The organism is Pseudomonas sp. B20, from assembly GCF_020515755.1.
In the GTDB taxonomy this organism is placed as follows: Bacteria; Pseudomonadota; Gammaproteobacteria; order Pseudomonadales; family Pseudomonadaceae; genus Aquipseudomonas; species Aquipseudomonas syringae.
On sequence record NZ_JAHPJG010000017.1, the window covers coordinates 149,392 to 163,982 of the forward strand.

Sequence of the window (14,591 nt, forward strand, 5' to 3'; positions counted from 1 at the left end):
ATTGACGCAACAAGTTGACAGGGAGTCATCACCATGAATGCGTTGAATAAAACCCTTGCGTACCTGGCTCTTGCTGGGTTGGCAGGCTGTACGTTAGTCCCGTCCCACAGGCCCGTACCCAAGCCCCCGGCAGAGCCGGTTCGAATGATCATGCTCGCAGAAACTTCCGATGGCGGCGGCAAGAACTGCAGGTTTGTCGCCAAGGACGACGTGGTTCGTCTCCACGAAGGTGATCATGAATGCACAAACGATCAGATGAGTTTTATCAAGCTGGATAACGTGCGCTCGGCCATGAAGATACTCCTGGAGTCCAGAAATTGTGATGATCCGGGAGGCTGGGTATTTGGACTCGAAACCTATATCGACCCCGTTACAACAGTCTGGATCTCCATCGACCAGCTCAGAGGTCAACCGGTCGACAGCATTATCACTCGCGGCGTTGTTTTGACCAAGGCGTATAGCGGGGGTGAAAACATAAAAGGCAAGTTGTCCTGCGTGCGTGTCGATGTATCGGATTAGCCCTCAGCACAACCGGACCTGTCAGGCCAACGTGTTAATCGTCACCCGCATAAGGGTGACGGTTATCCCACTCTATAAAGTTCGAGGTTCATGAATCATGACAGCATCGACTTCCGTCCACTCCAACGCGTTCAACTTCCTGAGTTATGTACAGAGCGGCGTTGACCCCCGTACCGGGCAATACACGGTGGCGATCACTTTGCCCGACGTCAAGACCAACGGATTGCGTGGCCCGGGCATGCCACTGGCACTTAACTATAACCCTCTCAACCGCCTGGACAGCGGCTTCGGGATGGGCTGGAACCTGCAGTTGTCGCAGTACGATCCGAGTAATCAGATCGTGTCGCTGAGCAGCGGCGAGACATTCAAGGTCAATGGCACCAGCAACGGCCAGATGCTGATGCCGGAAAAGAAAATCGACAGCTTTCACTTGTACAAGGAGGGCGAAACCCACTACCGGGTGATGCACAAGTCCGGTCTGGTGGAGCTGCTCGAACTGCGCGGCAGCGGGGCCAACAGGATCGCACTGCCGGTACGCGTATTCGCCCCGGAAGGTCACAGTGTCACGCTGGGTTACACCTCGTTCGGCGGGCATCAGATGCTGAGCGAAGTCACGGATGACTCGGGGCAGATCCTGCTCGGCATCAGCCGCGAAGCCACGCGGGTGACGCTGCGTATGACCACTGGCGAAGGCCCGGATGCGACATTCGTGATGGTGCTGGGCGGGTCGGATCACCATGTAAGCCGTATCGAACTACCGACCGACAACGCGGCCTCCTGGCGTTTTGTATACAGTCTGAACCGTGACCATTTATGCATGACGTCGGTGGAAACACCCGTGGGCGGTCGGGAGGAGATCTTTTACACTGACAGCGGCCATCAGTTTCCCGCCAAGGCGGGACGTGACCCGCTGCCCAGAGTCACGCGCCATCGCACGACGCCCGGATTCGGTCAGGCGCAAATGGACGTCCATTACACCTACCAGGACAGCGCCGGGCGCCAGCGCAACTTTCTGGGCGCGGGGCTGGATATCGTCTGGGAAGACAACGGTCTGGACAATCTGTACCGATACCTCGGGGCGGAGCCGTACGAGTATTCGTCGACCGAGACATTGCGTGTCCAGGTCCCGGGCCAGCCTGATGCCGAGCGCAGCATCGAGCGGACCTTCAACCAGTTTCACCTGCTCATCCGGGAAACCACGCGCAAGAACCTTAGCGTCATGCAGGTGGACACTCGCTACTACATCGATCCGGGCGAGCCCTTTTTCACTCAGCCTCCCTATTGTCAGTTGCCCAAAGAGGTCCAGACCACCTGGCGGCTCTCGTCAGACGGCAGTGTGCCGCGCAGTGAGATCGTCAGCAGCACCTATGACCCGCACGGTAATCTGCTCACTCAGACTCAGGCCAACGGTGTGGTCGAAGTCAGTGAGTGGTATCCGGCGGCCGGCGAGGACGGATGCCCGCCAGACCCTGAAGGCTTCGTGCGCTGGATGAAAAGCAGCCAGGTCATTCCGACGGCGTCCGGCTACGGCGAGGCCCCGGTCCTGATCACCCGCTATCGCTACCTGGCGTTGCCTGCGGTGGATGGCGGTCAGCTACAGGAATGGCTTGCACCGCAAGGCGAGACGTTACTGATGCAGGCCCCTGACGGTGAGCAGGAGCAGCGCCTCACCACCTACGAATACTTCAATGAGCCGCACAACGCACTCCTGCACGGTCGGCTAAAAATGCAAAAAGTGATCATGGGCGGGAAGGTGACCAGCACAGGGTATCTTTACAGCATCCACACGAAATCCACCAATGCCCCTTCTAAGAGCTCCGCTGACAGCCCTCCTGAGGGCTCCTCCAAGAACGCTCCTGATCGCCCCCGTGAGAGCAATCGTTACGCCGGCACTGTGCTACGAACTGTACAGACCGTGACCGGCTTCGACGACGCGACGAAGGTGATTACGCTGGAGGATTCCCTGCTCAATGGCGAACCCTTGCTCAATCGCGACGACAACAACGTGGAAATCCGTTATGTCTACGACAGTCTGCGGCGTGTCTTGAGCGAAACGGTGGCGCCAGATGATGATATCTATAAGGCGACCAGAAGTTATGAGTATCACCTGTGTGCCAAGGCCACTGATCAGGCCATGCAGACGCTCATCGATGTCAAGAATGTAAAAACCACCAGTCACTTCGATGGCCTCAATCGAGTTATCTACGAAGAGCGGGACGACGCAGATAATCCTGCGCGCTTCAAAATACCTCGAAAGACCTACGCTGCCGTTTACGACGCATGGGGGCTGATGACCCGTGAGACCGAGTTCGACTGGCTGGATGAGCAGGAACTGGCGCTGGAGAGCGTCTTCGAATACGACGATTGGGGCGAACAGCGTTCCGTCACCGGGCCGGATAAAGTCAAGACGGTCGAAGAGACCGACCCCATTGGTACGTCGCAATCGCAGGGGCCGATTCAGCGCAGCTGGATCGAGGGCGCCGGCGGCGTCGGCAAGAGCGAGTTCACCGAGACCTGGATGAACCTGTTCGAACAGCCGACGCGCAGCGAGCGACTGGATCAGGCGGGCAACTCGGTCAGCCTGAGCCAGTACCATTACGACGGCCTTGGCCGCCGTGTCGAGGAAGTTATCGGGGTGGCAAACGGCGGGCGGCGCACGATCTATGTTTACGACGTCTTCGATCGGGTGATCCATTCCACATTGCCAAGCCGGGCCATCGTGCGTCGCAGTTATGCAAGCCACAGCAGCGAAGACTTGCCGGTCAGTATCGGCATCGAGCACAACGGCACAAGCATTGTGCTGGGAGAGCAGACGTTCGACGGGCTGGATCGCCTGGTCACGTCTGTCACCGGGGGGCGTAAACGTGAACTCGTTTACGACATCGGTCTGCTGCAACCCAGAACGGTAACCCTGCCCAGCGGGCGGAAAATCGATTACGAATACAAACCCCAGGTAAGCGACGAGCCGTGGCGCAGGGTGCAGTCCGAGGCAGTGCCCAAACCTGGAACCGCCGAGTCCGGGAACACGCTGGCGCCGGGTGTGACTGCCGATTACAGTTACGATAAGCAGAATGCTCGTCTGATTCATTCCTCGGAGCAGGGCGAGATACTGGATCGCGCGTATTACAGTACCGGCTCGCTGAAAAGCGAGACGCGCACCTCTGAAAACAAACCCTACGACATGTTCTACAGCTACAGCCGACAGGGTCTGCTGCTGTCTTACACCGACGTACTGGGACAGGAGCAGGTCAATCGCTATGACAACGTCGGTCGTCTAGAGCAAACCTGGCTGGGTGAGGTCTATTCGACGTTCTACTATGACGCTGTCTTTGGTCGCCTCGCAAAAATCACCACCACCGACAAAACCGACATCAGCCGCGAAAGAACCGTCGCAATCAGCCTTGAATATGATGACCTGGGGCGAGAAGTCAGACGTGTGTTCGACCTCGATGGTGTCGAGCAACAGATGGTTCAGGTCTATGACGATGTGGATAACATGGTCCAGCGCACCCTGAGCGAGGGCGCGGAAATACTCCGTGATGAAACCTACCGCTACGATGCGTCCGGTCGCCTGATTCAATACCAATGCACGGGAACTCAGCGGCCGGTGGACCCCTATGGCAGGACCCTCCTCGCGCAGAACTTCACTTTCGATGGCGCGAACAACCTGACGGTCGTCACGACCCGCTTCGATGGCGGCACCAACAACGCCCGGTATTTTTACGAAGATGACGACCCCGTACAGTTGAGCCGGGTAACGAACAGTAACGGCGAATACTACCCGCTTGAAATCAAACTCCACTATGACCCGGACGGTAATCTGGATATCGACGAAGCCGGGCGCACGCTTAAATACGATCCCCTCGGCCGCCTGATCGAAGTAGGCACGCCCTCAGCCGGCATTCACTATCAGTATGACCCCCAGGACCAACTGACAGGGGAGACCCGCGCAGAGGACAGGGGTCTGCGCTTCTATCGTGACGGGGAGCTGGCCAATCAACTCGGCAGCCATATCCAGAGCACCTTCATGCGTGGCGACGACTACCTGCTGGCCGAACAGCAGATCGATCGGACGGTGCTGCTTGCCACCAACGACAGTGACAGCGTGCTCGGTGAAGTCGATGCCAACGGGATCAACCGGAGGTGGTATACGGCATACGGCCACGCTAGCGGCGAAGATCCACCGCACGGCAGACTGGGGTTCAACGGCGAACTGGCCGAGGCGGATACCGGCTGGCAAATGCTGGGCAATGGCTATCGTGCCTACAGCCCGGTGTTGATGCGCTTCAACAGTCCCGATAGCTGGAGTCCGTTTAGCGAGGGCGGGGTGAATGGGTATGCGTATGTCGAGGGGGATCCGGTGAACAGCGTGGATCCGTCGGGGCACTTTAGTTTACTTACCCCATTCAAGCTGTTCTACCGAGCCAAAATAAAAACGGCTGTTACTGTGACCACAAAATCTCCAGGCGTCGAAAAAATTCCTGCGCTACTTACCAGTCGTGGGCGTAAAGAGGTAACAGCAGTATTACCAATCAGGAAGAAAGATGTGAATAGATTGTATGAAACTGCTAAAAGTTATACCGCTCGTATTGACGACGCCATAAGGGATAACAAAACTACACTAGGAAACTCTCTTGCTGCCAAAGAAGCTGAGGCTGTCGGAGCATTAGGCTATATGCTTCCTAATATCAATACTCCCGGAATTACTGCTCATGCGCGCCGTGCGATTAAAAAAGAATTATCACTTGCCAGAAAAGAGCTGAAAAGAATTCCTCCCGTGAAAAATATAAGGAATCCGTCTCCAGCACCTGCTCGATCAAAAGCGCACTGGCTTAATGGCTCCCAACAAAGGGATCGATTTAAATTTAATCCAGAGTACTAAAATGTAAGTGTTAATCCGTAATCCAGGTGCACAACGCAGGGGGAGTATCTCCTGTGGGGTGCACCGCTTTTAAATACTTCACTCCACCAAAATAACCCCCTGCCTGATCGCCATCACCAGCGCGGCCTTCAATGACGTCACCCCGAACTTGCGGCGGATATTGCTGGTATGAAAGTGCACGGTCGCTTCCGAGCAGCCTTGTATCCGGGATATCTCCCAGGCGGATTTGCCGAGCGCCACCCATTCCAGGACTTGTCGTTCCTTGACAGTCAACTGGACGATGGCGGGTGTGACTTGGGAAGGCGGCGTGGTGCCGGGTGGTTTTCCATTGTCGCGAAGCATGGTGAAGTCCTTTCCCTGAAGATCGCCGCACCACGATACCCCTGCAACCCCTAACGCGAACCTGACATAAATGACAGCGCCGCAGGACCGTGAAGGCCTTGCGCCGTCAAGGCTGTAGCGCTTTTTTACAGCTTCTTTACGCCCCGGCCAGCCTGTCGATCTCGCGCCTTTACACCCTGCCTGCGGACAATCACCCCACGCGGCCTTCGCCGTACCGGTGTTGCCTGATGGGGGAAATTTCAATGAGCGTTATGGATGGTATCTCTCTGTTGATGGGAGTCGGGCTGTTCATCTATCTGCTGGTGGCGCTGTTGCGCGCCGACCAGAGTCAGGAGTGATCATGCACAGTTACGATTATCTGTTGATCCTGGCCTTTCTGGTCCTGCTGCTGGCCCCCGCGCCGTGGCTGGGACGTTTCTATTACCGGGTCATGGAAGGCGAGCGCACCTGGCTCAGCCCGGTGCTGGGGCCGGTCGAGCGCGCCTGCTACCGGATTTCCGGCGTCAACCCGAAAACCGAACAGTCCTGGAAGCAATACGCCTGGGCGTTGATGGCGTTCAACCTGGCGGGTTTTGTCGTGTTGTTCGCCATCCTCATGCTGCAAGGCATGCTGCCGCTCAACCCGCAGCAATTGCCGGGCATGGAGTGGTCGCTGGCCTTCAACACGGCGATGAGCTTTGTCACCAACACCAACTGGCAGGCCTACAGCGGCGAAGCGTCGCTCAGCTACCTGAGCCAGATGGTCGGCCTGACCGTGCAGAACTTCGTCAGCGCGGCGACCGGCCTGGCAGTGCTGGTCGCGCTGTGTCGCGGCATCAGTCGTCGCTCATCGCAGAGCCTGGGTAACTTCTGGGCCGACATGACCCGCGCCACGCTCTACGGCCTGTTGCCGATCAGTATCGTGCTGGCGGTGTTTCTGGTCTGGCAGGGCGTGCCACAGAACTTTGGCCACTACATCGACGCACTGACCCTGCAAGGCGCTGACCAGAGCCTGCCCATGGGCCCTGCGGCCAGTCAGATCGCCATCAAGCAACTGGGCACCAATGGCGGCGGCTTCTTCGGCGTCAACTCGGCGCATCCGTTCGAGAACCCCACGGCCTGGAGCAACCTGTTCGAGCTGGTCTCGATCCTGCTGATCCCGGCTGCGCTGGTGTTCACTTTCGGCCACTACGTCAAGGACATGCGCCAGAGCCGCGCGATTCTCGGCTGCATGCTGGCGCTGCTGTTGATCGGCGGCGCGGTCTCGCTGTGGGCCGAGTACCAGCCCAACCCGGCGCTGAACATCGCCGGTGTCGAGCAGACCGCACCGCTGGAAGGCAAGGAAACCCGCTTCGGCACCACCGGCACGGTGCTGTGGTCAGTCGCCACCACTGCGGCTTCCAACGGCTCGGTCAACGGCATGCATGACAGCCTCAACCCGCTGACCGGCATGGTCGCGCTGGTCAACATGATGGTCGGCGAAGTGATCTTCGGCGGCGTCGGTGTCGGCCTCAACGGCATGTTGCTCAACGTGCTGATCGCCGTGTTCCTTGCGGGCCTGATGATCGGCCGCACCCCGGAATACCTGGGCAAGAAGCTGCAAGCGCAGGAAGTCCGGCTGCTGGTCGCCACCCTGCTGGTGATGCCGGTCGGCGTGCTGGTGCTGGGCGCGATTGCCGCGAGCCTGCCCGGCCCGGCAGGTGCGATCAGCAACCCTGGCCCGCACGGCTTCAGTCAGTTGCTGTACGCCTACACCTCGGCGACGGCCAACAACGGCTCGGCGTTCGGCGGTTTCAGTGCCAACACGGTGTTCCACAACCTGATGCTCAGCCTGGCGATTTTCATCGGCCGCTTCGGTTACATCCTGCCGGTGCTGGCCCTGGCCGGTAGCCTGGCCATGAAGAAGGCCGCGCCGCAGGGCCAGAACAGCTTCCCGACCCACGGCCTGCTGTTCGTCACCCTGCTGACCGTCACGATTCTGCTGGTGGGTGGTTTGACCTTCCTGCCGACCCTGGCACTGGGGCCGATTGCCGAACACCTGAGCCTGGGTTTCTGAGGAACCGATCATGAACTTACCTATTAATCCTGCAAAAAATGCTGCTGCGAAACCTACTGAATCGCAGGCCACTGAATCGGCAAAAACCGGCATCGCCGCCCTGTGGCGTCCGGCGCTGGTGCAGGCGTTCGTCAAGCTCGACCCGCGTCAGCTCAAGCGTTCGCCGGTCATGCTGGTGGTGGAACTGACCGCCATCCTGACCACCGTGCTCTGCGTGATCCCCAACCCGCAGGTGCCGACCTCGGTCTGTGTGCAGATCGCCCTGTGGCTGTGGTTCACCGTGCTGTTCGCCAACTTCGCCGAAGCGCTGGCCGAGGGCCGTGGCAAGGCCCGCGCCGACAGTCTCAAGGCGGGCAGCGAAGGGCTCAAGGCACGTATCAGAGACGACAACGGCAGCCTGCGCATCATCAATGCCAGCGAGTTGCGCAAGGGTGATGTGGTGCGCGTCGAGATCGGCGAAATGATTCCCGGTGATGGCGAAGTCATCGAAGGCATCGCTGCGGTCAACGAGGCTGCGATTACCGGCGAATCCGCGCCAGTGATTCGCGAATCCGGTGGCGATCGCTCGGCCGTGACCGGCAACACCCGGCTGGTCTCCGACTGGCTGCTGATACGCATCAGCGCCAACCCCGGTGAATCGACACTGGACCGCATGATCGCGCTGGTCGAAGGCGCCAAACGGCAGAAGACCCCCAACGAAGTCGCGCTGGATATTCTGCTGATCGGCCTGACCCTGATCTTCCTGCTGGTGGTCATCACCTTGCAGCCGTTCGCCCACTTCGCCGGTGGCAGCCTGCCGCTGGTGTTTCTGGTAGCGTTGCTGGTCACGCTGATCCCGACCACCATTGGCGGTCTGCTGTCGGCCATCGGCATTGCCGGTATGGACCGCCTGGTGCGCCTCAATGTGATTGCCAAGTCGGGTCGCGCCGTGGAAGCCGCGGGCGATGTGCATGTGCTGCTGCTGGATAAGACCGGTACCATCACCTTCGGCAACCGTCGCTGCGCCGCCGTCTACGCTGCACCGGGCGTGACCCCGAAGGAGCTGGGCGAGGGCGCTTTGCTGGCCTCGCTGGCCGACGACACGGCAGAAGGCAAATCCATCGTCGAGTTTCTGCGCAACCTGCACCCGATGAACGAGCCGACCCTGAGCTCGGTGACGGCTGTGCCGTTCAGCGCTGACACACGTCTGTCCGGCGTTGATTACCAGGGCCACGTGTACCGCAAGGGCGCAGTGGATTCGCTGCTGGCTTTCATCAACATGCAGCGCAGCGAGCTGCCGCCTGTACTGGCCCGTGAAGTCGACAAGATCGCCAAGACCGGCGGCACACCGCTGCTGGTCTGCGCCAACGGTCGGTTGTTGGGCGCGATCCATCTCAAGGACGTGGTCAAGCCAGGTATTCGCGAACGCTTCGAAGAGCTGCGCAAACTGGGTATCCGGACCGTGATGGTCACCGGCGACAACCCGCTGACTGCCGCAGCGATTGCCGCCGAGGCCGGTGTCGACGACGTGCTGGCTGAAGCCACGCCGGAGAAGAAGCTGGAGCGAATTCGCCAGGAGCAGGGCGAAGGGCGTCTGGTGGCGATGTGTGGCGACGGCGCCAACGATGCACCTGCACTGGCCCAGGCCGATGTCGGCATGGCGATGAACGACGGCACCCAGGCCGCACGCGAAGCGGCGAACATGGTCGACCTCGACAGCGACCCGACCAAGTTGCTGGACGTGGTGCAGATCGGCAAGGAGTTGCTGGTCACCCGCGGTGCGCTGACCACCTTTTCGATTGCCAACGACGTGGCCAAGTACTTCGCGGTACTGCCTGCGCTGTTTGCCTCGATCTACCCGCAACTGGGCGTGCTCAACGTCATGAAGCTGGCCAGCCCGCAGAGCGCGATTGTCTCGGCCATCGTCTTCAACGCGCTGATCATCGTCGTACTGATCCCGCTGGCCCTGCGTGGCGTGCGTGTGCAGGCGGCCAGCGCGGCTCACCTGCTACGTCGCAACCTGCTGATCTACGGTCTGGGCGGCATCGTTGTGCCGTTTATCGGCATCAAGCTGATCGACATGCTGCTGGTCGCACTCGGCCTTGTTTGAAGCCTGTGCTGCACGCCGGTCGGCGTGCAGCCTCACCTGATTGAGGATGTGCAGATGTCCAATGTATTGCGTCCGGCCTTGAGCCTGATCGTGTTGATGAGCCTGATCACCGGCGTGGCCTATCCACTGGTGGTCACCGGGGTTGCGCAAGTGGCGTTTCCGCAGCAGGCCAATGGCAGCCTGGTGTATGACGCGTCGGGCAAGGTGCGTGGCTCGGCGCTGATCGCCCAGTCGTTCACCGGCGATGAGTGGTTCCAGTCGCGTCCTTCGGCTGGCGCATTCGCGACCGTGGCCAGCGGCGCGAGTAACTTCGCGCCGAGCAACCCGGCGCTGGCGACCCGCGTGAAAGAGGACGCCGCGAAACTGGCCAACGCCTCGCAGGAACCGATACCAATGGCCTTGCTGACCACCTCCGGCAGCGGACTTGACCCGCACCTCTCGCCTGAAGCGGTTGCCTGGCAGGCCGGTCGCGTTGCCGCGGCGCGCCAGTTGCCGCTGGACAAAGTGCAGGCGCTGATCGACGCCAATACCCAGCGTCCGTTGATCGGCCCACCCGTGGTTAACGTATTGGCCTTGAATATGAGCCTGAATCAGTTACCGTCTGCACCGCGCAACGCGCAGCTGTAACAAAGTGCGCCATGTACGCAGCAGATTCACTAAGCTGTAGCTGATCAGAAAGAGGGTGGAAACCAACGTGAGTGATTCCGGTCGAGCTGACGCACTGCTGGCCCAGCTGCCCCGCGAGGGGCGCGGGCGGCTGAAGGTTTTTCTCGGGGCTGCGCCAGGCGTCGGCAAGACCTACGCCATGCTTCAGGCGGCTCACGCGCAGTTGCGTCAGGGCGTGAAGGTGCTGGCGGGCGTGGTCGAAACCCACGGCCGCGCAGAAACCGAGGCGCTGCTCAACGGCCTGCCGCAACAGCCCTTGCTGCGCACTGATTATCGCGGCATGACCCTCGAAGAAATGGACCTCGACGCGCTGCTCAAGGCTGCGCCGAGCCTGGTACTGGTCGACGAACTGGCGCACACCAACGCGCCCGGCAGTCGCCACGCCAAACGCTGGCAGGATATTCAGGAACTGCTGGCGGCCGGCATCGATGTGTATACCACCGTCAACGTCCAGCATCTGGAAAGCCTGAATGACCAGGTGCGCGGCATCACCGGCGTGCAGGTGCGTGAAACGCTGCCGGACTGGGTGTTGCAGGAAGCCTTTGATCTGGTGCTGATCGACCTGCCGCCCCGTGAACTGCTGGAGCGCCTGCGCGATGGCAAGGTCTACGTGCCGGAGCAGGCCCGCGCGGCCATCGACGCCTTTTTCACCCAGACCAACCTCACCGCGCTGCGCGAAATGGCCATGCAGACGGCGGCGGCGCAGGTCGATAACGATCTGGCGCAGGGCTACCGGCAGTTGGGCCAGTCGGCCCCGGCGGTTCGCGGGCGGATGTTGGTGGGCATCGACGGTGATATCCATGCCGAGCGTCTGGTGCGTCACGCCAGTCGGGTTGCCCAGCGTCGCCATCTGCCGTGGAGCGCCGTGCATGTGGACGACGGGCAAACCCTCGACGAGCAGTCCCGCGCGCGTCTGCAAAGCGCTCAACAACTGGCCGAGCGGCTCGGCGGTGAAGCGGTTTCGCTGCGCGCCGGTGAGGTTGCCCGAACGCTGGTGCAGCATGCCATCGAACGACGTGCCAGCGTGGTGCTGGTCGGTCAGTCGCGTCGGCACTGGCGGCGTAAGATCTTCGGCGGCGGCGTTGCGGCGCGCTTGTTGCGCGAAGGGCACGGGCTGGAAATCTCGGTACTCGACGACAGCGAGGAACTGCCCGATCAGCCGCCGCGTGCGCGCCCGGCTCGCGAAGTGGTGTGGTTCGATTACGGCCTGGCTTTCGTCGCCACGTTGATCGCCAGTGTGGTCGCCTGGGGGGTTGCAGGCGTGCTGGCGCTGCCGAACATTTCTTTGATCTTTCTCGCTGCGGTATTGCTGGTCGCCGTGCGCAGCAGCATGGGCCCGGCGCTGGCCTGCGCCGGGTTATCGTTCCTGGCGTATGACTTTCTGTTCATTCCGCCGAGCTTTTCCCTGAACATCCAGCGCGAAGAAGACGTGCTGACGCTGCTGTTCTTCCTGTTGATGTCGGCTCTGACCGGCAAGCTCGCGGCACGCCAGCGCAGGCAGTTGCAGGCGTTGCGCGATACCCAGGAACAGACCAGCGAACTGCTCGACCTGTCGCGCAAGATGACCGCCGCCACTGACGGTAAAGCGGTGTTCAGCGCCGCCGAACAGCATTTTTCCGGCTGGAAGGAACTGCACCTTTGTCTGGTCGACCGCGACGGAGAGGGCGGCTGGGTGGTCGAAACCGGCGGGCCGCTGACCTTCTCGGAAGCCGAGCGCGCTGCCGCCGACTGGGCCTGGAAGCACGATCAACCTGCTGGCAGTGGCACTGGCACCTTGCCGTCCGGACGCTGGTGGTGGTGGCCGATCACCGCAGAAGAAGGGCCGTTGGCTCTACTTGGGGTCTGCGCGCGGGAAGGCCAGTCGTTCACCGCGCAGCATCGACGTCTGCTGGCCGCGCTCACCCAGCCACTGGCGCAGGCGCTGGCCCGTGCGCAATTGGCCCAGGAGCTTGAAGCCGCGCGTCTGCACGGCGAAACCGAGCAATTGCGCAGCGCCTTGCTGGCTTCGGTGTCCCACGACCTGCGTACCCCGCTGACCTCGATGCGCGGCAGCATCGACAGCCTGCTGGCCCTGGGTGAAGCCATTCCACTGGAGGATCGCCGCGAGCTGCTGGAAGGCACCCGCGATGAAGCCGAGCGCCTGGACCGCTATATCCAGAACCTGCTGGACATGACGCGTCTGGGGCATGGCGCGCTGAAGCTGGCCCGCGACTGGGTGTCGCCTGCCGATATCGTCGGCAGCGCGCTCAACCGGCTGCGTGCCGTACTGGCGCCCTTGCAGGTCAGCACCCAGGTGACTGGCGAGCTGCCGCTGCTGTACGTGCACGCGGCGCTGATCGAGCAGGCGCTGGTCAATGTCCTTGAGAACGCTGCGCGCTTTTCACCCGTCGATGGACGCTTGCAGGTAGCGGCCGGTGTGGTCGACAGTGAACTGTTTTTCTCGGTCAGTGACGAAGGCCCCGGCATTCCCGAGGACGAGCGAGCGAAGATTTTCGACATGTTCTACACCGCTGCCCGTGGCGATCGCGGCGGGCAGGGCACGGGGCTGGGGCTGGCGATCTGTCAGGGCATGATCGGCGCGCACGGTGGGCGGCTCACGGTCGAGGAGGGCATCGACGGGCTGGGTACACGCATCACGCTGTTTCTGCCGCTGCAGGCGCAGCCGGATGTGGAACTGGAGGAGTCCGCTTGAGCCAGTCGACCACCATTCTGGTCATCGACGACGAGCCGCAGATTCGCAAGTTCCTGCGCATCAGTCTGGTATCGCAGGGCTACAAGGTGCTGGAAGCCGCCACTGGCGCCGAGGGTCTGACTCAGGCTGCCTTGAACAAACCGGATTTGCTGGTGCTTGACCTTGGGCTGCCGGACATGGACGGTCAGCAGGTGTTGAGCGAGTTTCGCGAGTGGTCGGCCGTGCCGGTGCTGGTGCTTTCGGTGCGCGCCAGCGAGGCACAGAAAGTTCAGGCGCTGGACGCCGGCGCCAACGACTACGTGACCAAACCGTTTGGCATTCAGGAGTTTCTGGCCCGCATCAGGGCGCTGCTCAGGCAGGCGTCGGGCAGCGAAAAGCCCGAGTCTGCGCTTGAGTTCGGGCCGCTCACCGTGGACCTGGCCTATCGGCGTGTGTTGCTCGATGGTCAGGAAGTGGCGCTGACCCGCAAGGAATACGCGGTGCTGGCGCAGTTGGCGCGGCATCCCGGGCGGGTCATTACCCAGCAGCAATTGCTCAAGGATATCTGGGGGCCTACGCACACCGAAGACAGTCACTATCTGCGTATCGTGGTGGGGCATTTGCGGCAGAAGCTGGCAGATGATCCGACCGCTCCGCGGTTCATCCTCACCGAGCCTGGAATAGGGTATCGTCTGCTGGCTGATTACTAGATGAAAAAAGCGAGCATAGCCCCGTGCTGCGGCACTTTTACTGCCGCGCACCGTCAAATCCGCACACTCCCTGTTCACTCTTGAGGTAACACCCGAATGAAAGCCCTTATCTGTCTGCCATTGCTTGTTTTGGTTCTTGCAGGTTGTGCTGGCAAGACCGGATATCGCGACAGCTGTGCCACTCAGCTAGACGCTGCCTGGCATGAGCTGGATCTGGCCAAGGCTGAAGGTTTTGCCGGAACGGTCAGTTACTCCAAGGCCTTGTCACTGTTGACGGGTGCCAAGACTCAGCAGCAGTTCGAAGCGTTTGAAGGCTGCACCGAGAAGTCCGAGAAAGCCCGTTTCTACATCCGCGAGTCCCGCGCTGGCCGTTGATACCTGACGATACGCAGGTCTGCTCTTGATTCTGGCCGAAGGCCGTGGGAGCCAACTTGCTCGCGAAAGAGTTTGCACAAGCGCCGAAAATGCATCGACTGAAACACCGTCTTCGCGAGCAAGCTCGCTCCCACAAGGTCATCAGTGCCGCATGGCATTCGCATAGCTCGAAACACAGCCGACCTGTGTGAGTAATCCACATGGCTTGAAAACACCCTGGACCTGTGTGAGTGTTTCACATAGCTCGAAAAAAAACCGGCCCTGTGTGAGTGTTTCACATGGCCCGAAAACACCCCGTACCT

The 14,591-nt window shown here is 60.8% G+C and carries 10 protein-coding genes; 9 read left to right on the top strand and 1 reads right to left on the bottom strand.

The window, feature by feature from the left end; translation table 11 throughout:
- Window positions 1-33 precede the first annotated feature (33 nt).
- Both LIX91_RS17465 and LIX91_RS17470 read left to right on the top strand, forming a co-directional pair.
- Entirely contained in the window at window positions 34-519 is a 486-nt protein-coding gene (locus tag LIX91_RS17465; protein WP_032703392.1) for a hypothetical protein, read from the top strand.
- 97 nt (window positions 520-616) lie between these two features.
- Window positions 617-5,401 (top strand): RHS repeat domain-containing protein, encoded by a 4,785-nt coding sequence (locus LIX91_RS17470; protein WP_226488862.1) that lies wholly within the window; start codon window positions 617-619, stop codon window positions 5,399-5,401.
- A gap of 78 nt (window positions 5,402-5,479) precedes the next feature.
- On the opposite strand, the gene LIX91_RS17475 is transcribed toward LIX91_RS17470, so the two are convergent.
- Entirely contained in the window at window positions 5,480-5,743 is a 264-nt protein-coding gene (locus LIX91_RS17475) for a helix-turn-helix domain-containing protein (RefSeq protein ID WP_011267398.1), read from the bottom strand.
- A gap of 242 nt (window positions 5,744-5,985) precedes the next feature.
- On the opposite strand from LIX91_RS17475, the gene kdpF reads away from it, so the two are divergent.
- The 7 genes from kdpF (at window position 5,986) to LIX91_RS17510 (ending at window position 14,289) form a co-directional block, all read left to right on the top strand.
- Window positions 5,986-6,081, top strand: coding sequence for a K(+)-transporting ATPase subunit F (kdpF, locus tag LIX91_RS17480; RefSeq protein WP_003406089.1), 96 nt, complete (start codon window positions 5,986-5,988; stop codon window positions 6,079-6,081).
- Between the two features lie 2 nt (window positions 6,082-6,083).
- Window positions 6,084-7,778 (top strand): potassium-transporting ATPase subunit KdpA, encoded by a 1,695-nt coding sequence (gene kdpA, locus LIX91_RS17485; protein WP_226488863.1) that lies wholly within the window; start codon window positions 6,084-6,086, stop codon window positions 7,776-7,778.
- Between the two features lie 10 nt (window positions 7,779-7,788).
- Window positions 7,789-9,867, top strand: a complete 2,079-nt coding sequence (kdpB, locus tag LIX91_RS17490; protein ID WP_226488864.1) for a potassium-transporting ATPase subunit KdpB — start codon at window positions 7,789-7,791, stop codon at window positions 9,865-9,867.
- A 54-nt stretch (window positions 9,868-9,921) separates the two neighbouring features.
- The gene (gene kdpC, locus LIX91_RS17495; RefSeq protein ID WP_003419979.1) at window positions 9,922-10,494 is read left to right on the top strand and encodes a potassium-transporting ATPase subunit KdpC; all 573 of its coding nucleotides are present in this window, start codon (window positions 9,922-9,924) and stop codon (window positions 10,492-10,494) included.
- 67 nt (window positions 10,495-10,561) lie between these two features.
- Window positions 10,562-13,225, top strand: a complete 2,664-nt coding sequence (locus LIX91_RS17500; protein ID WP_226488865.1) for a DUF4118 domain-containing protein — start codon at window positions 10,562-10,564, stop codon at window positions 13,223-13,225.
- Window positions 13,222-13,914, top strand: coding sequence for a response regulator (locus tag LIX91_RS17505; protein WP_003419981.1), 693 nt, complete (start codon window positions 13,222-13,224; stop codon window positions 13,912-13,914). The genes LIX91_RS17500 and LIX91_RS17505 overlap by 4 nt, the downstream gene beginning before the upstream one ends.
- Before the next feature lie 96 nt (window positions 13,915-14,010).
- A complete protein-coding gene (locus tag LIX91_RS17510) occupies window positions 14,011-14,289 on the top strand; it encodes a lipoprotein (protein WP_003316607.1) in 279 nt (92 codons plus the stop codon).
- The last annotated feature ends 302 nt before the right edge of the window (window positions 14,290-14,591 follow it).